Genomic DNA, 19,372 nt, shown 5'->3' on the forward strand with positions numbered 1-19,372 from the left:
CTTTTCCCGCTCGACCGATGACTCAGCCGCCGACCCGCAGGGTCAGCCGGGCGGCAACGCGTCCTTCTTCCGCACGATCGAGCCCGGTTTCCTCGATGCGCACGCCCTGGGCCTCCAGCGCCACGAACCAGCGCAGCAGCTGAGGGAAGGCGGTGGGCTGCAGGCTGACCTGCACCTGGCCGGGTGCATCGCTGTCCATGCGCTCCACCGAAAGGCCCTGCTCTGCGGCACTGGCGGTGACCAGCCCCTGCAGGCGTTCGGGCTCGACACTGGCCTGGGGCCGCTCGACGCCGGCCCGCGCCTGGGGCGCCTGGGCCTGCATGTAGAGGTTCAGCGCGCGCTGCTGCTCGAAATACCGGCGCGCCTCCAGCATGCCGTTGTGGGCAGGACGCCAGAGGGCCAGGTACAGCAGCACCAGTGCCAGGAAACCACCCAGCGCCGCCAGTGCCAGCCGGTCGCGGGGTGGCAGGGCTTGCCAGCGGGTCGCGGCGCTGGAGGCCTGCCAGTGGGTCTGCAAACGATCCCTGAGAGTGACCATGCTCATCCTCCGATCACCAGTCGCGCGCTCACGCTGTCACCTTCCCGGCTGGCAGAGCCCATCTGCACGGCCAGCCCGGCGCCGATCAGGCGCTCGCGCAGCCGCTCCAGTGCGTCGAACCCGGGGGCCTGCACCTGCAGGGCCAGGTCGCCACGGGTTTCGCTGAAATCCAGCTGCTGGATGCGCACCACGGCGCCGTCCTCCAGCAAGGCCCCGGAGGCCTGCCCGAGGGTTTCCAGCAGCTTGCCCTGCCCGGGCCGGTTGCCGTCCGCCAGGTGCTGGTCGAACTGCGCCCGCAGGTTCACCAGCCGGGTGTCCTGGGGAAACAGCTCGCGGTACAGCGCCTCGTTGGCCTGGGCATAGGCATCCCCCTGGTGCCGCAGGTGCCAGCCCTGGGCCAGGTAGAAGCCGCACTGCAGGACCGCCCACAACCCCACGAGCCCCAGTGCCGGGCGCCACAGCGCCCACTGCCGGTTGGGCTGGCGGACCTCGAAGTCGCCCTGGGCCAGTTCGGTGCCCTGCCAGCCGGCCAGGTCGACGTGGCTGTCCTGCACGCCCTCCCAGCGTTCGATGCCCTCCAGGCTGCGGCGGTCGGCGCTCGCCTGGCCGATCCACGGGGGCGGACAGGCCTCGCGCAGCATCGACCAGTCCTCGTCCTGCACGCTCAGGCGGGAGACGCCCTCCCCGCCCAAGAGCCAGCGGCCGTCCAGCCAGAACAGCCGGGTGCCTTCCAGCGGCAGCAGGTCCGCGTCCACCTGCAGGCTGGCCGGCGAGGCACCGCTCGCCGTCGCCAGGTCGATCCACGACGCCAGCCAGGCCCGGCGCACGGCCAGGACACGGTGGCGACCGTCCTCCAGGGGCTCCCCCACGGCCAGGTGCAGGCCGTCCACGTCCTCGGCCAGCAGCTCCTCCACCGCGAACGGCAGGGCCTGGCGCAACCAGCGCGCCTTTTGCGTCGGCAGGCGCACGGCGCAGGCGGTCACCGCCTCCACGGGCAGCACCAGCCGCCAGTTGTTGCCTGCGGCTGCCACGGCGTCGGCGAACGGCAGTCGCCGCACCTCGCTCCCACTGACCAGTCGTACCTCCAGGTCACCCATGACCCACTGCAGGGCCTGGGGCGGGAGGAACACGCTCGTCTGAATCATTGTTTGTCCTGCTCCTTGTTGAGGGTGAGCGGCAGTCCGCCCTGTCCCAGGTCGCGCGCCAGCACCCGTACCCGACCGTCATTGCTGCGCTGCAGGGTACTTACCAGCACCTGCCGGCGGTCGCCCAGACGGACTTCGCTGGTCACGCGGAAATATTCACTGCCCACAGCCAAGCCCTGGGCTTCGAGGCCGAGGCCCGCCAGAGCCGGCTGGCCGAGGAAGGCGTCCACCGTCTTGAACCCTTCACGGCCGCGGGCCGCCACCAGGGATTCGGCCACCGAGGGGCTGAGGGTGTCGCCCAGGCTGGAGAGCACCAGGGCCCCGGCGGTGTTGACATTGAGGGTGGCGTCGCTGGGCAGGGCGGTGACGAAGGGCAGCAGGCGACGGTAGTCGGCCTCCGTCATGCCGGCCAGCAGGCGCAGCTCGGATACGTCCGCCATCACGCGGTTGGCCGCGCGATAAGGCGGCTGGTTCAGCAGGTACTGGTTGTCCTCGGCGCCATTGGCACCAGTAGGCTCCTGGTCCTTGTCCAGCCAATCCACCAGGCGTTCGCCGTAGGGCGCCTCGATACCCAGGCGCAGCAACAGGCGACGGAACTGCTTGAGCCCCTGCTCGTTCACCCGGCCCTGGCGCACCACGCCATTGAGGTTGAAGCGTGCGGTGGCGTCCTCGATGCGCACAACCAGTTCACCGCCGTCGTCCAGCGGGAAGCTGGTCAGGGGCCGCGCCCAGGCTTCACCCAGGTGGTCCACCGGGGTGCGCGGGTCGCCGGCGCGCAGATCACGCACCAGGATCGCCCGGGCCAGCGCCTCGCCCCCGAGGGCGTACTGCAACGCCTGGCGGGTGTGCAACTGGTTGGCACTGGAGCGAATGGCCAGTTCCTGGCGGGCGATGAGCCCGGCACAGACGACCGTCACCACGGCCACCACCAGCAGCACGGTGATCAGGGCCACGCCCCGTTGCGCTCTCACTGGGCGCCCTCCTCGGGAAGCGGTGTGTCCGAGTCGGGGTCGGTGCTGTTGGGTACCGGCTTGCGCTCCGGCGGCTCGTCCACCAGCCGCAGGACACGGCGCAGCTCACCGTAGCGGCGGTGCTCCAGGGTCACTTCGACGGCCTTCGGTACTTTCTCCAGGCGCTTGCTGTCGCTTTCGCCATCCGGCGGCCAGGTCTCCAGCCAGTTGTCGTCCTTGTCCAGGTAGCGCAGGCGCAGCCGTGTGACGCCATCCAGCGCCTCCTGGACCCGGGGCTGGCTGTCCTGGGCCTGGTCGAGCACCGTCCAGTAGCGGCGTTCGAGCTTTTCCCCGGAGAGCTGCCAGCGCACCCGCTGCAGGCCCGAGCGCAGCGCGCCCATGGGGTTGCGCCAGCCGCTGCGGGTGAATTCGACGCTGTCGTTGTCGGCGCGCTCGCCCAGCAGGGCGCTGCGCCATTCGCCGTTGGGGTCGCGCACCGGGCGCACCACCACCTGCTGCAAGTCACGCTCCAGTGCGGCCATGGCGCGCACCAGCTCGCGCAGTTGCTGCTCCTGCACGCGGGTGGCGCGGTCGGTGGCCAGCACGCTGTCGAGCATGCGGTAGGTGCCCAGGGCCAGCAGCGCGAAGATGGCGATGGCAATCAGCAGTTCCAGCAGGGTGAAGCCACGCTGGCGGGTCATGGTGCGGTCTCGATGAAGCCGACCAGGCGAGCCGCAGCGCGCTCTTCCAGCTTGCCGCGCTCGCTGCGCTCGGGCCGCTGCGCCACCCACAGGGTGACCCGGCGCAGGGCGGGGTCGGAGGTGGCTTCTACCTGGCTCTGCCATTCCCAGCGCCGACCGGCCATCTGCACCTCGCCTTGGTCGCGGCCTTCAGCAGGGGGCGTGCGGCTCAGCTGCATCTCGGTGAGGCGGTTGTCGGCCACCCACATGGCCAGGGTCTTGTCTTCCAGGCGGGCGGCGTTGCGCAGGCTGCGGCCGCTGGCGGTGAGCACCGAAGCGGCGACCACGGCGAAGATCGCCAGGGCCACCAGCACTTCCAGCAGGGTGAAGCCGCGCAGCGCTTTCATCCGGCGCGCCCCCGCACGACCGGTTCGATTCGCGGCAGGCGGAAGCCGTCGCTGCTCAGTTGCAGGCGAATACCGTCCTTGCTGCGCTCGCCCATCTCCAGGCGGAACGGGCTGAGTTCGCCGCTGGAGAGAATCAGCAATTGCGGCGCCCGGGCGTTCGGACTGCCCTTCTTCTCATCCCCATCGGTAACGCTGCCCGGCAGCACCAGGGCATCGCCTTCCAGCTCGAGCTTCATCTCCGCCCAGGCGGGCAGCACGTGGGGCTGCTTTCCCATCGGCTCCCAGCGGGCCTTGGCCTCGTCGAAGCGCAGCACCTGGTAGCGGTCGTTTTCCAGGCGCAGGCCGTACTCGCGGTTGTCCAGCACGGCCTCGTCCACCAGCACGCCGATCAGGCCGGCCAGGCGCTCGGCTTCGTTGCTCAGTTCACGCGAGGGCCCGGCAATGCCGGTGCTGAAGACTGCCAGCCCGACCAGGCAGCCGATGATCACCAGGACCACCAGCAGCTCGATCAGGGTGAAGCCCCGGGCCCCGCGCGCGCCCATCAGTTGTCCCAGTTACCGATGTCGGCATCGGCGTCGGTACCGCCTTCCTTGCCGTCGGCGCCGAAGGAATACAGGTCGTACGGGCCCTTGGTACCCGGCGCCAGGTACTGGTAGGGGTTGCCCCACGGGTCGACCGGCAGGCGCTTGAGGTAGCCGTCCTTGTTCCAGTTCTTCGGCTGCGGGTTGCCGCTGGGCTTCTTCACCAGCGCCTCCAGGCCCTGCTGGGTGCTGGGGTAGGCGAAGTTGTCCAGCTTGTACATGTCCAGGGCAGCGCCGACGGCCTTGATGTCGCCCTTGGCGACGGTGATCTTGGCCTGGTCCGGGCGGTTCATCACCTGGGGCACCACCAGCGCGGCGAGGATGCCGAGGATGACCACCACCACCATGATTTCGATGAGGGTGAAGCCCCTCTGTAGACGGCTCGATTTCACGCGTTTACCCCACGAGTTGGTTGAGAGAAAGGATGGGCAGGAGAATAGCCAGGACGATGACCAATACCACGGCGCCCATGAACACCAGCATGAAGGGCTCGAACAGCCCCACCAGCAGCGCGATCTGCGCGGCCAGGTCGCTTTCCTGGTTGCGGGCGGTGCGGGCCAGCATCTGGTCCAGCTCGCCGGAACGTTCGCCGCTGGCCACCATGTGCAGCATCATCGGCGGGAACTGACCGGTCTGCTCCAGGGCACGGGTCAGGCTGCCGCCTTCGCGCACTTTCTGTGCGGCCAGCACCACTTCGGCACGGATCACCCGGTTGGCGATGACCTCGGCGGCAATGCCGAGGGCCTCTACCAGCGGTACGCCGCTCCGGGTGAGGATCGCCAGGGTGGAGGCGAAGCGCGCAGTGTCGGTGGCACGCACCAGGCGCCCCACCAGCGGCACCCGCAGCAGGATGCCGTGCCAGCGCTGACGCGCCGCCTCCTGGCGCAGCGCCAGGCGGATCGCGGTGATGCCGGCCACCAGCAGCAGGATGGCCAGCCAGCCCCAGTGCTTGACCAGGTCGCTGAGGGCGATCAGGCCACGGGTGAGCAGCGGCAGGGTCTGCCCGGAATCGATGAACACCCGCACCACATCCGGCACCACGAAGCCCAGCAGGAAGCCGACGATGCCGAGGGAGGCGCACATCAGGATCACCGGGTAGAGCAGTGCCAGCTGGATCTTCTGCCGCGACTGCTGGCGTTGTTCGGTGTAGTCCGCCAGTTGTTCCAGCACCGGGCCGAGGTGGCCGGCGTGCTCCCCTGCCGAAACGGTGGCGCGGTAAAGCTCGGGGAAGGCAGCGGGAAACTCGCGCAGGCTGCCGGCCAGGCTGTGCCCCTCCAGCACCTTGGCGCGCACCGCCAGCAGCATCGACTGGATGCGCGATGAGGTGGACTGGGCCGCCGCAGCGCGCAAGGCTTCCTCGATGGGCAGCGCCGCCTGCACCAGGGTCGCCAGCTGGCGGGTCACCAGGGCCAGGTCACGGGCGGACAGCCCCCGGGCGAAGCCGAAGCGCTGGCCACCGACGGCTTGCTCGCGGGTGCGGGTGGCCTTGACCTCCAGCGGCGCCAGCTGACGCTCGCGCAGCAGTTGGCGGACCTGACGGGCACTGTCGGCCTCCAGCACGCCCTTCTGCTGGCGTCCGCGGGCGTCCAGGGCGATGTATTCGAAGGCAGCCATTTATTCTTCCCGGGTCACGCGGAGGACTTCTTCCACGGTCGTCACGCCTTCCAGCACCTTGCGCTTGCCGTCGTCACGGATGCTCGGGCCGGAGCGGCGGGCGTGGCGGGTCATCTCCTGCTCGGAGGCGGCGTTGTGGATCAGGCTGCGCATGTGGTCGTCGAACACCACCAGCTCGTAGATGCCGGTTCGCCCGCGATAGCCCTGCTGGTGGCATTCACTGCAGCCACGTGCGTGATAGAGGGTGACCGGCTGCGTCGGGTCGACGCCCAGCAGCTGGCATTCGGCAGCGTCGGCCTGGTAGGCCTCCTTGCAGTGCGGGCAGAGCACCCGCACCAGGCGCTGGGCCAGCACGCCCAGCAGGGAAGACGACAACAGGAAGGGCTCGACGCCCATGTCCACCAGGCGGGTAATGGCCCCGATGGCGCTGTTGGTGTGCAGGGTGGAGAGCACCAGGTGACCGGTGAGCGAGGCCTGCACGGCGATCTCGGCGGTCTCGTGGTCACGGATCTCGCCCACCATCACCACGTCCGGGTCCTGGCGGAGGATGGCCCGCAGGCCCCGGGCGAAGGTCATGTCCACCTTGGGGTTGACCTGGGTCTGGCCGATGCCTTCCAGGTGGTACTCGATGGGGTCCTCGACCGTGAGGATGTTGCGGGTGCGGTCGTTCAGGGTGGTGAGGCTGGCGTAGAGGGTGGTGGTCTTGCCCGAACCGGTGGGACCGGTGACCAGCAGGATGCCGTGGGGCTTGCGCACGGTCTCTTCCATCAGCGCGCGGTCCCGCGCACTCATGCCCAGGTGCTGCAGGGTCAGGCGCCCGGCCTGCTTGTCGAGCAAACGCAGCACCACGCGCTCGCCATTGGCCGAGGGCAGCGTGGAGACGCGGATGTCCACCTCGCGGCCGGCCACCCGCAGGGAAATGCGGCCGTCCTGGGGGATGCGCTTCTCGGCGATGTCGAGCTTGGCCATGACCTTGATCCGCGACACCAGCAGCGCCGCCAGCTCGCGCTTGGGCTCCAGCACTTCGCGCAGGATGCCGTCGACGCGGAAGCGCACCACGAGGCGCTTCTCGAAGGTCTCCAGGTGGATGTCCGAGGCGTTCTCGCGGATCGCCTCGCCGAGGATGGCGTTGATCAGGCGGATGATCGGTGCGTCGTCCTCCTGCTCCATCAGGTCGGTGGTCTCGGGCATCTGCTCGGCCAGCGCGGCGAGGTCCAGGCTGCCGCCCAGGTCCTCGGCCAACTGCATGGTGGCGGACGAATCGTGTTGATAGGCCTGGGCCAGGGCCTGGTCGAAGGCCTCGGGGGCAAGCGCCCGGAACGGCAGGCTGCGCCCGACGAAGCGGCGGGCCTCGGCCAGGGCCACCAGCTCGGCGCCCTGGCGATGGGCCAGGCAGGGTTCGGCGCCATCCTGGAGGAAGACACCGTGGCGTTTGGCGAAACCGAATGGCAGGCGCCGCAGCGGCGCGTCCAGCGAAGAGGAATTCATCCGTGTCATGCCTTAATGAAATCACCCCGGAAACGTCTAGCACGGGGTCTGACGGTTGTTCGGCGAATCCCTGCCGAATTCTTTTCGTTGTGCTGCCGGATGCACGGCAAGTCGTAAAAAAACGGCGCTATCTTTAGCACATCGTCGCCGGTCGTACATCTTCCGGACGCTTGCAGCGTGATCCATTCGTGCTGCTATGATCAACGCACTTTTTCCCCGACGTACCCCCACAATCACCACTGACTCGCCTCGCGGAGACCCTCTTTTGCCCGTTCCAGGTGCCCGATATCGCTTGCAGGAAAAGGCCCCCGTCGTCGTCGGGGTGGCGCTGGTCGCAGCGATGAGCCTGAGCCTCGCCTGGCAGACCGCCGACTGGATCCGCCTGCTGCGCGCCCCCGCCCCCACCAGTGGCGACAGCCCGCAATCGGCGGCGGTTCCGCCCAGCCTCGACCGCCTGGATCGCCTGTTCGGCCCGGCCCGCATCCAGCAGGAGGGACCGCCACCGGCGACCAACCTGCGCCTGGTGCTGCTGGGCAGTTTCATCAACGCCGACCCGGCACGTTCCAGCGCCATCATCCGCGCGGACGACAACAAGCCGAGGCGGATACTGGCAGGCGAGTCGATCAGCGACGGCGTACGCTTGCACGCTGTCTACCGCGACCGGGTGGAGATCGAACGGGGTGGCCGCCTGGAGACCCTGACCTTTCCCCATACCCGCCCCAGTGCAACCGTTTCGCCGGTGATGGACGCAGCGCCCGCCGACGGAGCGATCGAGGCACTCGAAGGCCTTCAGGACGAGAATGCCGCCGAGCTGCGTGAGCGCATGGAAGCCCTCAGAAAACAGATGGAAGAATCCGGCGGCCTGCCCCCGGACTCACCGCCCGAACAGCCCATGGAAAGCGAATGAATCAATGCCCACAGCCCTCTCGCGCCTGAGTATTGCCGTACTGGTCGCCGGACTTGCGACCGCCCCGCTCCCCGTTTTCGCCGCCGAACCCGTGTCCGCCTCCAGCAGCAGCCAGCAGGACAGCTGGACGATCAACCTCAAGGATGCGGACATTCGCGAATTCGTCGACCAGGTGGCCGACATCACCGGGCAGACCTTCATCGTCGATCCGCGGGTGAAGGGCCAGGTCAGCGTGGTCTCCAAGGCGCCGCTGAGCCTGTCGGAGGTCTACCAGCTGTTCCTCTCGGTGATGGCCACCCACGGCTTCACCGTGATCACCCAGGGTGACCAGGCGCGGATCATCCCCAACGCCGAGGCCAAGGCCGAAGCCGGTAGCGGCCCGGAAGCACCGGACACGCTGGAGACCCGGGTGATCCAGGTCCAGCACGCGCCGGTCACCGAGCTGATCCCGCTGATCCGCCCGCTGGTGCCGCAGTACGGCCACCTGGCCGCGGTGACCTCGGCCAACGCACTGATCATCAGCGACCGCGCCGCCAACATCGCCCGCATCGAAGACCTGATGCGCCAGCTGGACCAGAAGGGCGACCGCGACTACACCGTGCTCAACCTGCAGAACGCCTGGGTGATGGACGCCGCCGAGGTGCTCAACAACGCCGTCACCCGGGGCCAGGCCAAGGGCACCAACGCCGCCCAGGTGATCGCCGATTCCCGCACCAACCGCCTGATCATCGTCGGCCCGCCTTCGGCCCGGGCCAAGCTGGTGTCCCTGGCGCAGTCCCTGGACACACCCACCGCGCGCTCGGCCAATACCCGGGTGATCCGCCTGCGCCACAACGATGCCAAGGCCCTGGCGACCACCCTCGGCGAGATTTCCGAGGGCCTCAAATCCCCTGAAGGCACCGAGCAGAAGGGCAAGCCGCAGAACATCCTCATCCGCGCCGACGAGAGTCTCAACGCCCTGGTGCTGCTGGCCGAACCGGACACAGTGAATGCACTGGAAGACATCGTCCGCCAGCTGGACGTGCCCCGCGCCCAGGTGATGGTGGAAGCCGCCATCGTGGAAATCTCCGGCGACATCAGCGACGCCCTCGGCGTGCAATGGGCCGTGGACGCCCGTGGCCGCACCGGTGGCATGGGGGGTGCCAACTTCGCCAATACCGGCCTGTCGGTGGGCACCGTGCTCAAGGCCATCCAGGACAAGAAGGTGCCGGACTCGCTGCCGGACGGCGCCATCATCGGCGTCGGCACCGACCACTTCGGCGCCCTGGTCACGGCACTGTCGGCCAACAGCAAGAGCAACCTGCTCTCCACGCCGAGCCTGCTGACCCTGGACAACCAGAAGGCGGAGATCCTGGTGGGCCAGAACGTGCCCTTCCAGACCGGCTCCTACACCACGGGCTCGACCGGCGCCAGCAACCCCTTCACCACCATTGAGCGCAAGGACATCGGCGTGACCCTCAAGGTCACCCCGCACATCAACGAAGGCGCCACCCTGCGCCTGGAGATCGAGCAGGAAATCTCCTCCATCGCCCCGACGGCCAGCGTCAGCGCACAGGCCGTCGACCTGATCACCAACAAGCGCTCGATCAAGAGCACCATCCTCGCCGAGGACGGCCAGGTGATCGTGCTCGGCGGCCTGATCCAGGACGACATCACCACCACCGATTCCAAGGTGCCGCTGCTGGGCGACATCCCCCTGCTCGGCCGGCTGTTCCGCTCCACCAAGGACAGCCATGTGAAACGCAACCTGATGGTGTTCCTGCGGCCCACCGTGGTGCGCGACCGCGCCGGCCTGGCGGCGTTGTCGGGCAAGAAGTACAGCGACATCCGCGTACTTGGCGACCCGGGCCCGCAACGCAGCCGCCCGAGCATCCTGCCGTCCGAACCGGCCCAGCTGTTCGACGGCCAGGGCACCCCGGCCATCGACCTGCGCCCCTGAAACGCAAACGGGCGGTGACGCGCCAGCGCCACCGCCCGTTCAGGCCCCTCCCCCGACCTCAGGGCACCTCTAAAAACTACCTGCGCTGTCATCGCGGCGTTAAAAGCGGGCTCAAAATGCTCATTTACCGCACGTAAACTGCGCTTTTTCGCCTGCTTTCGCCTTGCGCTGACCGCCTCGCCTACGTTTTTAGAGCCCCCCCTCAGTCTAGGTAGATCATCTTGCGGGTCATCCCGCCGTCGACGCGGTAGTCCTGACCGGTGACGAACGCCGCCTGGTCGGACAACAGCCAGGCCACCAACGGCGCCACATCCTCCACCAGCCCGACCCGCCCCACCGGGTGCTGGTCATGATCCAGTTCGGTGAGCGGCACGGCCTCGCGTTCGGCGCGATCACGGCTGTCGATCCAGCCGGGGCTGACCGCATTCACCCGAACATCCGGCCCCAGGCTGATGGCCAGGGCATGGGTCAGCGCCACCAGGCCACCCTTGCTCGCGGCATAGGCCTCGGTATCCGGCTCGGACTGGTGGGCGCGGGTCGAAGCGATGTTGACGATCGCGCCCTTGTGCGCCCGCAGGTACGGGGCGCAGTGCTTGGCCAGCAGCATGGGCCCGGTGAGGTTGACCGCCAGGGTGCGGTTCCAGGCCGACAGCTCGAGGCTTTCCAGCGGTGCGCCATGGGGATCGGCAACGGCGGCGTTGCACACCAGGGCATCCAGCCGGCCGAACTGGCCGAGGACCTCGGCAATGCCAACGGCCACCTGGCTTTCGTGGGCCACGTCCATGCCGACGAACCAGGCGTTGGGGCCCAGCGCCTTGGCGACCTTGGAACCCCGGGCCCGATCGATGTCGGACAACACCACCTGCCAGCCTTCGGCCAGCAGCCAGGCGGCGACGCCCAGCCCGATGCCCCGGGCCGCGCCGGTAACCAGCGCGACCTTGCCATTGTTGGCGAGGCAGGTTTCAACACTCCACTCCATCACAGAACCGCCAGGCCTCGCGCCAGGTCCGCCTGGATGTCGGCCACGTCTTCGAGACCGACCGCCACGCGGATCAGGTTGTCGGCGATGCCGGCATTGGCCCGCTCCTGGGGCGACAGCCGCCCGTGGGAGGTGGTGGCCGGGTGGGCGATGGTGGTCTTGGTGTCCCCCAGGTTGGTGGTGATGGAGATCATCCGAGTGGCATCGATGAAGCGCCACGCCGCCTCCTTGCCGCCCTTCACCTCGAAGCTGACCACGGCGCCGAAGGCCTTCTGCTGGCGCTTGGCGAGTTCATGCTGAGGGTGGCTTTCAAGGCCGGCGTAGTGCACCCGCTCGATGCCCGGCTGGGTTTCCAGCCAGCGCGCCAGCTCCAGCGCACTGGCGCTGTGGGCCTGCATGCGCACGCGCAGGGTTTCCAGGCCCTTGAGCATCAACCAGGCGTTGAAGGGGCTGAGGGTCGGGCCGGCGGTCCGCAGGAAGCCCACCACCTCCTTCATGTGTTCGCCACGGCCGGCCACTACGCCCCCCATGGCGCGGCCCTGGCCGTCGATGTACTTGGTGGCCGAGTGCATGACGATGTCGGCCCCCAGCTTCAGCGGCTGTTGCAGCGCCGGGGTGCAGAAGCAGTTGTCCACCACCAGCAGAGCGCCCTTGGCGTGGGCGATTTCGGCCAGGGCGGTGATGTCCACCAGCTCGGCCAGGGGGTTGGACGGCGACTCGACGAACAGCAGGCGGGTGTTGGGCTTGATCGCCGCTTCCCAGCCGGCCAGGTCCGACAGCGCCGGGTAGTCCACCTGCACGCCGAAGCGCTTGAGGTACTTCTCGAACAGGCTGATGGTGGAACCGAACACGCTGCGCGAGACCAGCACATGATCGCCGGCACTGCACAGGCTCATGGCGATGGCGAGGATGGCGGACATGCCGGAAGCGGTGGCCACGGCCTGCTCGGCGCCTTCCAGCGCGGCGATGCGCTCCTCGAAGGTGCGCACGGTGGGGTTGGTGTAGCGCGAGTAGACGTTGCCCGGCACTTCGCCGGCGAAGCGCGCGGCGGCATCGGCGGCGGTGCGGAACACGTAACTGGAGGTGAGGAACATGGCCTCGCCGTGCTCACCTTCCGGCGAACGGCGCTGGCCGGCACGCACGGCGAGGGTGTCGAAGGAGGCGCCTTCGAGGTCACTGTCCAGCCTTCCGGCTTCCCATTCTTGCGTCATAACCCTATCTCTCCAGAAACGAAGCCCGGATCGGGTCCGGGCTGCGGGGTGTCACGGAGGGCGCGGCCTGGGCCGCGCCTGGCTCAGTTGTTGTACAGGTCGATGATGGCGCTGACCGCACTGGCCTTGACCTTGGCGAGGTCGTTGCGGGCCTGCTCGATCTTGTCCAGGTACTGCTCGTCGACGTCACCGGTGATGTACTGGCCGTCGAACACGGCGCAGTCGAAGTGCTCGATCTTCACCTTGCCACCGCCGACCGCTTCGATCAGGTCCGGCAGGTCCTGGTAGACCAGCCAGTCGGCACCGATCAGCTCGGCCACGTCCTCGGTTGTCCGGTTGTGGGCGATCAGTTCATGGGCACTCGGCATGTCGATGCCGTAGACGTTGGGGTAGCGCACCGCCGGAGCGGCGGAGCAGAAGTAGACGTTCTTGGCGCCGGCTTCGCGGGCCATCTGGATGATCTGCTTGCAGGTGGTGCCACGAACGATGGAGTCGTCCACCAGCATCACGTTCTTGCCGCGGAATTCCAGTTCGATGGCGTTGAGCTTCTGGCGCACGGATTTCTTGCGCGCCGCCTGGCCCGGCATGATGAAGGTCCGGCCGATGTAGCGGTTCTTCACGAAGCCTTCGCGGAACTTCACGCCCAGGTGGTTGGCCAGCTCCAGTGCCGCGGTGCGGCTGGTGTCCGGGATCGGGATGACCACGTCGATGTCGTGGTCGGGACGCTCGCGCTGGATCTTCTCGGCCAGCTTCTCGCCCATGCGCAGGCGCGCCTTGTAGACGGAGACGCCATCCATGATGGAGTCCGGACGCGCCAGGTAGACGTGCTCGAAGATGCACGGGGAGAGCTTCGGCGCCTTGGCGCACTGGCGGGTGTAAAGCTTGCCTTCCTCGGTGATGTACACCGCCTCACCCGGGGCGAGGTCACGGATCAGGGTGAAGCCGAGCACGTCCAGGGCCACGCTCTCGGAGGCGATCATGTACTCGACGCCTTCGTCGGTGTGGCGCTGGCCGAACACGATCGGGCGGATGGCGTTGGGGTCGCGGAAGCCGACGATGCCGTAGCCGGTGATCATCGCCACCACGGCGTAGCCGCCCAGGCAGCGGTCATGCACGCCGGAGACGGCGGCGAACACGTCTTCCTCGGTGGGCTGCAGCTTGCCGCGATGGGCCAGCTCGTGGGCGAACACGTTGAGCAGCACTTCCGAGTCGGAGTTGGTGTTCACGTGGCGCAGGTCGGACTCGTAGATCTCCTTGGCCAGCTGCTCGACGTTGGTCAGGTTGCCGTTGTGGGCCAGGGTGATGCCGTAGGGCGAGTTGACGTAGAACGGCTGCGCCTCGGCGGAGCTGGAGGAGCCGGCGGTGGGGTAGCGCACATGGCCGATGCCCATGTGGCCGACCAGGCGCTGCATGTGGCGCTGCTGGAACACATCGCGCACCAGGCCATTGTCCTTGCGCAGGAACAGGCGGCCGTCATGGCTGGTCACGATCCCGGCCGCATCCTGGCCGCGATGTTGGAGAACGGTGAGCGCGTCATACAGCGCCTGATTGACGTTCGACTTGCCGACGATACCGACGATGCCACACATGTGACGCAACCCCTGCTAGTAGTTCGAGCCAATACTGGGCGCCGCACGGGGTTTACCCCGGGGTGGCGCCCTTCGTCTGGCAGCTCAGCCGGGTGGGCTGACGCTGCCGTTGAGCCACTGACCGGTCAGACCCAGGATCAGGTTCTTGGACCAGTCGGCGACCATGAGAAAGTGCGGCAGCAGCGTGGACTGCTGCCACCAAGGATCCTGTTGCACCGGCGCCAGGCTGAGCAGGCCGACCAGTACCACCACCAGCAAGGCCCCGCGCGCCGCGCCGAAGACCATGCCGAGGAAGCGGTCGGTGCCGTCCATGCCGGTGACCCTGATCAGTTCGCCGATCAGGAAGTTGACCAACGCCCCCACCAGCAGGGTGGCGATGAAGAGAATGGCGCAGGCCGCGATGACGCGGGCCGAGGGCATTTCGATGAATTGAGTGAGGTGCTGCGACAGCGCGCCCCCGAACATCCAGGCGACGGCACCGGCAATGATCCAGGTGAGCAACGAGAGGGCTTCCTTGACGAAGCCGCGCCTCAGACTGATCAAGCTGGAAATGGCGATGATGGCGATGATCGCCCAATCGACCCAGGTGAATGCCACGTATGCAGCCCACGAACGGAAAAGGCGGGCATTTTAACAGAGGCCTTGGACTCCGGTAACCCGCGAATCAGAAAGGTCCGACGGCGGTGCTGACTCAGCCCTTCTCCGGCTGGAACCGCACCACGAAACCGTTGAGCTTCTGCTGGCGGCTGAGGGAATCGCGCAGGCGCTCGGCTTCGGCACGCTCGATGACCGGCCCGACGAACACCCGGTTCATGCCGTCCGCGCTGCGGATGTAGGCGTTGTAGCCCTGGTTGCGCAGGGACTTCTGCAGGTTCTCGGCACTGGCCCGGTTGGACAGGCTGGCCAGCTGGATGGACCAGCTGACGGGCAGGCCGTTGGGGTCCAGGCGCTTTTCCTCGACCTTGGCCGCCGACTGCGCCGGAGCAGCCTGGGGTTGAGCCTGGGCGACGGGCGGGGCCGCAACGGGCTGTGCAGGTGCCGGGGCCGGCTGCTGGCGCGGCGCCTGGCTGGGCGTCGGAGCGGCAGGGGGAGTGGTCGGCACCTGGGCCACGCCACCGTTGGCGTCCAGCGGGGGCACGGGCTCGTCCGGCAGGACCTGGGGCTCGGGGACCTGGACGTCCTCCAGCTCGGTCGAGGGCATGGCCGGCGCCTGGGGCATCGGCGGTGCTTCGACGTGCACCTGGCGCAACTCGTCCTCGCGGGTGAACAGCATCGGCAGGAAGATCACGGCCAATGCCAGCAGCACCACGGCGCCGACGATACGTTGCTTGAGTCCCTTGTCCAGCACGGCTACCCCCACTATCAAGCCTGCTGCGCGAGCCAGGCCAGGGCCTCGGCCACGCAATAGAACGATCCGAACACCAGGATTTCATCCCCCTCCCCGGCCTGTTCGCACTGCGCCTGCAGGGCGGCGGCGACGGACTCATGGCCATGCACCCGCGCCCCCAGGGCATCGAGGGCAGCCTGCAGTTCGCCGGCCGGCCGGGAACGGGGCGACGGTAACGCAGTCACCGCCCAATCCGCCAGATGCGTGTGCAGCGGGCGGAGCACGCCGTCGAGGTCCTTGTCCGCCAGCAGGCCGAACACGGCCAGGCGGCGCCCCGCGACAGGCCGCGCAACCAGGCGGCCAGCAAGGAATTCTGCGGCATGGGGGTTGTGCCCGACATCCAGCACCAGGGAGATGCGCTTGCCTTGCCACAGGATGTTGCGGCGCTCGAGACGCCCACTGACTTGGGTAGCGGCCAGGGCTTGCGCCTGGCGCTCGGGCTGCCAGGGCAGGCCAAGCAGCGCATAGGCCTGCAGGGCGAGGGACGCATTCTCCTGGGGCAGGTCCAGCAGCGGCAGGTCGTGCAATTGCAGCAACTCGCCGGACGGCGAGCGGCCACGCCAGTGCCAGCTCTGCTCGGCCTCGGCCAGGTCGAAGTCGCGCCCCCGCACCAGCATCGGCGCACCGATCTCGGCAGCCCGGCCCAGCAGGGGGGCAGGCGGGTCGAGATCACCACACACGGCTGGCTTGCCCGGGCGGAAGATGCCGGCCTTCTCGAAGGCCACGCTTTCACGGGTGTCGCCGAGCCAGTCGGCATGGTCGATACCAATGCTGGTAACCAGGGCCAGGTCAGCATCGGCCAGGTTCACGGCGTCGAGCCGTCCACCCAGGCCGACTTCCAGCAGCACGGCATCCAGGGCTCGGCGCTGGAACAGCCAGAAGGCCGCCAGGGTGCCCATCTCGAAATAGGTCAGGGTGATATCGCCACGCGCCGCTTCGACTGCGGCGAAGGCATCACAGAGGGCCTCATCACTGGCGAGGCCGTCGTCGAACTGGACGCGCTCGTTGTAGCGCAGCAGGTGCGGCGAGCTGTAGACCCCGACGCGCAAACCCTGGCTGCGCAGCAGCGCAGCCAGGAATGCACAGGTGGAACCCTTGCCGTTGGTGCCGGTGACGGTGATCACCTTGGGGGCAAGCTGCCCGATACCCAGGCGCTCGGCCACCTGCCGGCTGCGCTCCAGCCCCATGTCGATGGCGCTGGGGTGGAGGTGTTCGAGGTAATCGAGCCAGTCGGCGAGGGTTCTCTGGGTCATGCAGTGGCCGGTACGGGGGTGGGTTCGGGAGACGGCAGGTTCTGGAACTGGGCGAGCAGGCGCGACAGGCGGCTGCGCAGTTCCTGGCGGGGGATGATCATGTCGATGGCGCCGTGTTCCAGCAGGAACTCGCTGCGCTGGAAGCCTTCAGGCAGCTTCTCGCGCACGGTCTGCTCGATCACGCGCGGGCCGGCGAAGCCGATCAGGGCCTTGGGCTCACCGACGATCACATCGCCCAGCATGGCCAGGCTGGCCGACACGCCGCCGTAGACCGGGTCGGTCAGCACGGAGATGAAGGGAATGCCCTCTTCGCGCAGGCGCGCTAGGACAGCGGAGGTCTTGGCCATCTGCATCAGGGAGATCAGCGCCTCCTGCATGCGCGCGCCACCAGAGGCGGAGAAGCACACCAGCGGGCAGCGCTTCTCCAGCGCAACGTTGGCGGCACGCACGAAGCGCTCACCGACGATGGCGCCCATGGAGCCGCCCATGAAGGAGAACTCGAAGGCGCAGGCCACGATGGGGTTGCCTTCGAGGCTGCCGCTCATGGCGATCAGGGCATCCTTTTCACCGGTGTCCTTCTGCGCGGCGGCCAGGCGGTCCTTGTACTTCTTGCTGTCGCGAAACTTCAGGCGATCCACCGGCTCGAGGTCGGCGCCCAGTTCTTCCCGGCCTTCGGCATCGAGGAAGATGTCCAGGCGAGTGCGCGCATCGATGCGCATGTGGTGGTCGCACTTGGGGCAGACATTCAGGGTCTTCTCGAGCTCGGGCTTGTACAGCACGGCATCGCAGGACGGGCACTTGTGCCAGAGGCCTTCGGGTACCGAGCTCTTCTTAACTTCGGAACGCATGATCGAAGGGATCAGCTTGTCTACCAGCCAGTTGCTCATGCTCTCGTTCTCCATAGCTTCAGGCCCGAACACGCGCTAGCGGCTCGAAGCGCTGCGCCTGTTCCTGAGCGAAATCAAATTCATGGCCGGGTTCGCCCCGACCGCCGCCGCCATCCACGCCAATAGAACGTGCCGGCAGCACCTGGTTCCGGCCCGGCTCGCGGCGCTCCCGGGGAGCGTCCGAGCGGACAACTGGGTTATGGACGGCAGCCCGCTCGCCGTCGTCACATCCAGTCGAGCGCTGCCACTCGACACGATGGCGGGAAAGACGATCACTCGGCAGAACGCACGGCATCGATGAAGGCCCGGATCAGCGCAGGGTCCTTGATGCCCTTGGACGCCTCGACCCCGCCGCTGACATCGACGGCATAGGGGCGCACACGACGGATGGCCTCGGCGACGTTGTCGGGAGTCAGGCCACCGGCGAGCACCACCGGGCGGGAAGGCGCGCTGGGCACCAGACTCCAGTCGAAGGCCTCGCCCGTGCCGCCGGGCGTGCCAGGCACGTAGGTGTCCAGCAGAACGCCGGATGCATCCGGGTAGCGGTCGATCAGCGCCGGGACATCGTCACCGGGACGGATACGCAGGGCCTTGAGATAGGGGCGCCCATGGCACCGGCATGCCTCCGGCGATTCGTCGCCGTGGAACTGCAGCAGGTCGAGCGGCACCGTCGCCAGCACGCTGTCCAGTTCCTCCCCCGGCATGTCGACGAACAATCCGACCGTGGTCACGAAGGGCGGCAGAGCGGAGATGATCGCCCTCGCCTGCTCGGCGGTCACGGCCCGGGGACTGGGCGCGTAGAACACCAGCCCGATGGCATCGGCACCGGCGGCTACAGCCGCCAGGGCGTCCTCGACACGGGTGATGCCACAGATTTTGACGCGAACGGTAGACAACGTGCAGACACCTGCTGGGCAAAAAGTTGCTGGATGGTAGCAAAGGTCCGCTACAGCGTCAGCTTGCGTCTTCAGGCATCCAGGAGAGGAAATGCGGCCCCAGGTAACGCCTGGGAAGCTCGAACTCCTCCGGGTATTCCACCTTCACCAGGTACAGCCCGTAGGGGTGCGCAGTGACACCGCCGGTACGCCGGCAACGGCTTTCGAGGATTTCCTTCGCCCACTCCGGCGGGCGCTCGCCGGCACCAATGGCGATGAGCACGCCTGCGAAGTTGCGCACCATGTGGTGGAGGAAGGCATTGGCTCGCACGTCCAGCACGATGAAACGGCCATGCTCGTGGATCTGCAGGTGATGGACCGTCTTCACCGGCGACTTGGCCTGGCACTGTTTGGCGCGGAACGAGGTGAAGTCGTGGGTGCCCACCAGGTAGGCAGCCGCCTCACGCATGCGCTCGACATCCAGGGGCCGGTGGTTCCAGGTCACCTCTTCGGCCATGTGGGCCGGGCGGATCGGGTCGCTGTAGATGACGTACCGATAGCGCCGCGCCATGGCGCTGAAGCGCGCATCGAAATGCGCGGGCATGGCCTGGGCCCAGGTGACGCTGATGTCGCCGGGCAGGTTCATGTTCGCGCCCATGGTCCAGGCGTGCATGGAGCGCGGGACCGGCGTGTCGAAATGCACGACCTGGCCACTGGCATGAACCAGCGCATCGGTCCGGCCCGCGCAACTGAGGGTGACGGGATGCCCGCCAGCCACTTTGGTCAGCGCCTTCTCGAGGGCCTCCTGGATGGACGGCACACCGGCGATCTGGCGCTGGAAGCCACGGTAGCGGGAACCCTTGTACTCAATGCCAAGGGCGATTCTGGAAATGCCAACGGCAGCCTTTTCGGCTGCCGTTGCGGGTACTGCTTGTGTCATGG

20 protein-coding genes are annotated in these 19,372 nt (G+C 67.8%); 2 read left to right on the plus strand and 18 right to left on the minus strand.

The window, feature by feature from the left end:
• Nucleotides 1-22 precede the first annotated feature (22 nt).
• Genes PotMrB4_RS19045 through gspE form a run of 9 tightly spaced genes read right to left on the minus strand, consistent with a single transcriptional unit; the run spans nucleotide 23 to nucleotide 7,403 of the window.
• Nucleotides 23-544 carry a type II secretion system protein M gene (locus PotMrB4_RS19045; protein ID WP_172434210.1) on the minus strand — a complete coding sequence of 174 codons (522 nt, stop codon included), beginning with the start codon at nucleotides 542-544 and terminating at the stop codon, nucleotides 23-25.
• Nucleotides 541-1,683 (minus strand): type II secretion system protein GspL, encoded by a 1,143-nt coding sequence (gene gspL / locus PotMrB4_RS19050; RefSeq protein WP_172434211.1) that lies wholly within the window; start codon nucleotides 1,681-1,683, stop codon nucleotides 541-543. Before gspL ends, PotMrB4_RS19045 begins: the two co-directional genes overlap by 4 nt.
• Nucleotides 1,680-2,654, minus strand: a complete 975-nt coding sequence (gene gspK / locus PotMrB4_RS19055) for a type II secretion system minor pseudopilin GspK (protein ID WP_074968450.1) — start codon at nucleotides 2,652-2,654, stop codon at nucleotides 1,680-1,682. Before gspK ends, gspL begins: the two co-directional genes overlap by 4 nt.
• Nucleotides 2,651-3,334, minus strand: a complete 684-nt coding sequence (gspJ, locus tag PotMrB4_RS19060; RefSeq protein WP_044408605.1) for a type II secretion system minor pseudopilin GspJ — start codon at nucleotides 3,332-3,334, stop codon at nucleotides 2,651-2,653. The genes gspK and gspJ overlap by 4 nt, the downstream gene beginning before the upstream one ends.
• On the minus strand, nucleotides 3,331-3,720 hold the full coding sequence (gspI, locus tag PotMrB4_RS19065; RefSeq protein ID WP_044408608.1) for a type II secretion system minor pseudopilin GspI: 390 nt from the start codon (nucleotides 3,718-3,720) through the stop codon (nucleotides 3,331-3,333). The genes gspJ and gspI overlap by 4 nt, the downstream gene beginning before the upstream one ends.
• Entirely contained in the window at nucleotides 3,717-4,262 is a 546-nt protein-coding gene (gene gspH / locus PotMrB4_RS19070) for a type II secretion system minor pseudopilin GspH (RefSeq protein ID WP_172434212.1), read from the minus strand. The genes gspI and gspH overlap by 4 nt, the downstream gene beginning before the upstream one ends.
• Entirely contained in the window at nucleotides 4,262-4,648 is a 387-nt protein-coding gene (gene gspG, locus PotMrB4_RS19075; protein ID WP_044408614.1) for a type II secretion system major pseudopilin GspG, read from the minus strand. Before gspG ends, gspH begins: the two co-directional genes overlap by 1 nt.
• A gap of 49 nt (nucleotides 4,649-4,697) precedes the next feature.
• Complete coding sequence (gene xcpS / locus PotMrB4_RS19080; protein WP_044408617.1) at nucleotides 4,698-5,915, minus strand: GspF family T2SS innner membrane protein variant XcpS; 1,218 nt, start codon at nucleotides 5,913-5,915, stop codon at nucleotides 4,698-4,700.
• Nucleotides 5,916-7,403 carry a type II secretion system ATPase GspE gene (gene gspE, locus PotMrB4_RS19085; RefSeq protein ID WP_083422335.1) on the minus strand — a complete coding sequence of 496 codons (1,488 nt, stop codon included), beginning with the start codon at nucleotides 7,401-7,403 and terminating at the stop codon, nucleotides 5,916-5,918.
• 340 nt (nucleotides 7,404-7,743) lie between these two features.
• Here gspE and PotMrB4_RS19090 point away from each other — a divergent pair, with 340 nt between their 5' ends.
• Both PotMrB4_RS19090 and gspD read left to right on the plus strand, forming a co-directional pair.
• Nucleotides 7,744-8,310 carry a type II secretion system protein N gene (locus PotMrB4_RS19090; RefSeq protein WP_232060738.1) on the plus strand — a complete coding sequence of 189 codons (567 nt, stop codon included), beginning with the start codon at nucleotides 7,744-7,746 and terminating at the stop codon, nucleotides 8,308-8,310.
• Nucleotides 8,311-8,314: 4 nt separating this feature from the next.
• Entirely contained in the window at nucleotides 8,315-10,249 is a 1,935-nt protein-coding gene (gspD, locus tag PotMrB4_RS19095; protein ID WP_107328353.1) for a type II secretion system secretin GspD, read from the plus strand.
• Between the two features lie 202 nt (nucleotides 10,250-10,451).
• Here gspD and PotMrB4_RS19100 read toward each other — a convergent pair whose 3' ends face one another.
• The 9 genes from PotMrB4_RS19100 to truA all read right to left on the minus strand — a co-directional run bounded on the left by PotMrB4_RS19100 (nucleotide 10,452) and on the right by truA (nucleotide 19,370).
• The gene (locus PotMrB4_RS19100; RefSeq protein ID WP_142007875.1) at nucleotides 10,452-11,228 is read right to left on the minus strand and encodes an SDR family oxidoreductase; all 777 of its coding nucleotides are present in this window, start codon (nucleotides 11,226-11,228) and stop codon (nucleotides 10,452-10,454) included.
• Entirely contained in the window at nucleotides 11,228-12,439 is a 1,212-nt protein-coding gene (locus tag PotMrB4_RS19105; RefSeq protein ID WP_172434213.1) for an O-succinylhomoserine sulfhydrylase, read from the minus strand. The genes PotMrB4_RS19100 and PotMrB4_RS19105 overlap by 1 nt, the downstream gene beginning before the upstream one ends.
• An 83-nt stretch (nucleotides 12,440-12,522) precedes the next feature.
• On the minus strand, nucleotides 12,523-14,028 hold the full coding sequence (gene purF / locus PotMrB4_RS19110; RefSeq protein ID WP_044408636.1) for an amidophosphoribosyltransferase: 1,506 nt from the start codon (nucleotides 14,026-14,028) through the stop codon (nucleotides 12,523-12,525).
• Nucleotides 14,029-14,112: 84 nt separating this feature from the next.
• Nucleotides 14,113-14,625, minus strand: a complete 513-nt coding sequence (locus tag PotMrB4_RS19115) for a CvpA family protein (protein WP_074968464.1) — start codon at nucleotides 14,623-14,625, stop codon at nucleotides 14,113-14,115.
• Nucleotides 14,626-14,719: 94 nt separating this feature from the next.
• The gene (locus tag PotMrB4_RS19120) at nucleotides 14,720-15,376 is read right to left on the minus strand and encodes an SPOR domain-containing protein (RefSeq protein WP_232060739.1); all 657 of its coding nucleotides are present in this window, start codon (nucleotides 15,374-15,376) and stop codon (nucleotides 14,720-14,722) included.
• 14 nt (nucleotides 15,377-15,390) lie between these two features.
• The gene (gene folC / locus PotMrB4_RS19125; RefSeq protein ID WP_172434214.1) at nucleotides 15,391-16,668 is read right to left on the minus strand and encodes a bifunctional tetrahydrofolate synthase/dihydrofolate synthase; all 1,278 of its coding nucleotides are present in this window, start codon (nucleotides 16,666-16,668) and stop codon (nucleotides 15,391-15,393) included.
• Complete coding sequence (gene accD, locus PotMrB4_RS19130; protein WP_074968472.1) at nucleotides 16,665-17,555, minus strand: acetyl-CoA carboxylase, carboxyltransferase subunit beta; 891 nt, start codon at nucleotides 17,553-17,555, stop codon at nucleotides 16,665-16,667. The genes folC and accD overlap by 4 nt, the downstream gene beginning before the upstream one ends.
• A gap of 272 nt (nucleotides 17,556-17,827) precedes the next feature.
• Nucleotides 17,828-18,451 carry a phosphoribosylanthranilate isomerase gene (locus PotMrB4_RS19135; RefSeq protein ID WP_142007871.1) on the minus strand — a complete coding sequence of 208 codons (624 nt, stop codon included), beginning with the start codon at nucleotides 18,449-18,451 and terminating at the stop codon, nucleotides 17,828-17,830.
• A 58-nt stretch (nucleotides 18,452-18,509) separates the two neighbouring features.
• Nucleotides 18,510-19,370, minus strand: coding sequence for a tRNA pseudouridine(38-40) synthase TruA (truA, locus tag PotMrB4_RS19140; RefSeq protein WP_172434215.1), 861 nt, complete (start codon nucleotides 19,368-19,370; stop codon nucleotides 18,510-18,512).
• Nucleotides 19,371-19,372: the final 2 nt, after the last annotated feature.

The sequence above is a fragment of the Metapseudomonas otitidis genome, assembly GCF_011397855.1.
GTDB classification, from domain to species: domain Bacteria; phylum Pseudomonadota; class Gammaproteobacteria; order Pseudomonadales; family Pseudomonadaceae; genus Metapseudomonas; species Metapseudomonas otitidis.

Bases quoted from the DNA above. Each gene is read 5' to 3' on its own strand.
- PotMrB4_RS19045 (WP_172434210.1), bottom strand. From the start codon at position 544: ATGAGCATGGTCACTCTCAGGGATCGTTTGCAGACCCACTGGCAGGCC.
- truA (WP_172434215.1), bottom strand. From the start codon at position 19,370: ATGACACAAGCAGTACCCGCAACGGCAGCCGAAAAGGCTGCCGTTGGC.
- PotMrB4_RS19100 (WP_142007875.1), bottom strand. From the start codon at position 11,228: ATGGAGTGGAGTGTTGAAACCTGCCTCGCCAACAATGGCAAGGTCGCG.
- gspL (WP_172434211.1), bottom strand. From the start codon at position 1,683: ATGATTCAGACGAGCGTGTTCCTCCCGCCCCAGGCCCTGCAGTGGGTC.
- PotMrB4_RS19090 (WP_232060738.1), top strand. From the start codon at position 7,744: ATGAGCCTGAGCCTCGCCTGGCAGACCGCCGACTGGATCCGCCTGCTG.
- xcpS (WP_044408617.1), bottom strand. From the start codon at position 5,915: ATGGCTGCCTTCGAATACATCGCCCTGGACGCCCGCGGACGCCAGCAG.
- purF (WP_044408636.1), bottom strand. From the start codon at position 14,028: ATGTGTGGCATCGTCGGTATCGTCGGCAAGTCGAACGTCAATCAGGCG.
- folC (WP_172434214.1), bottom strand. From the start codon at position 16,668: ATGACCCAGAGAACCCTCGCCGACTGGCTCGATTACCTCGAACACCTC.
- gspE (WP_083422335.1), bottom strand. From the start codon at position 7,403: ATGAATTCCTCTTCGCTGGACGCGCCGCTGCGGCGCCTGCCATTCGGT.
- gspJ (WP_044408605.1), bottom strand. From the start codon at position 3,334: ATGACCCGCCAGCGTGGCTTCACCCTGCTGGAACTGCTGATTGCCATC.
- gspH (WP_172434212.1), bottom strand. From the start codon at position 4,262: ATGGGCGCGCGCGGGGCCCGGGGCTTCACCCTGATCGAGCTGCTGGTG.
- gspG (WP_044408614.1), bottom strand. From the start codon at position 4,648: ATGGTGGTGGTGGTCATCCTCGGCATCCTCGCCGCGCTGGTGGTGCCC.
- gspI (WP_044408608.1), bottom strand. From the start codon at position 3,720: ATGAAAGCGCTGCGCGGCTTCACCCTGCTGGAAGTGCTGGTGGCCCTG.
- gspD (WP_107328353.1), top strand. From the start codon at position 8,315: ATGCCCACAGCCCTCTCGCGCCTGAGTATTGCCGTACTGGTCGCCGGA.
- accD (WP_074968472.1), bottom strand. From the start codon at position 17,555: ATGAGCAACTGGCTGGTAGACAAGCTGATCCCTTCGATCATGCGTTCC.
- PotMrB4_RS19105 (WP_172434213.1), bottom strand. From the start codon at position 12,439: ATGACGCAAGAATGGGAAGCCGGAAGGCTGGACAGTGACCTCGAAGGC.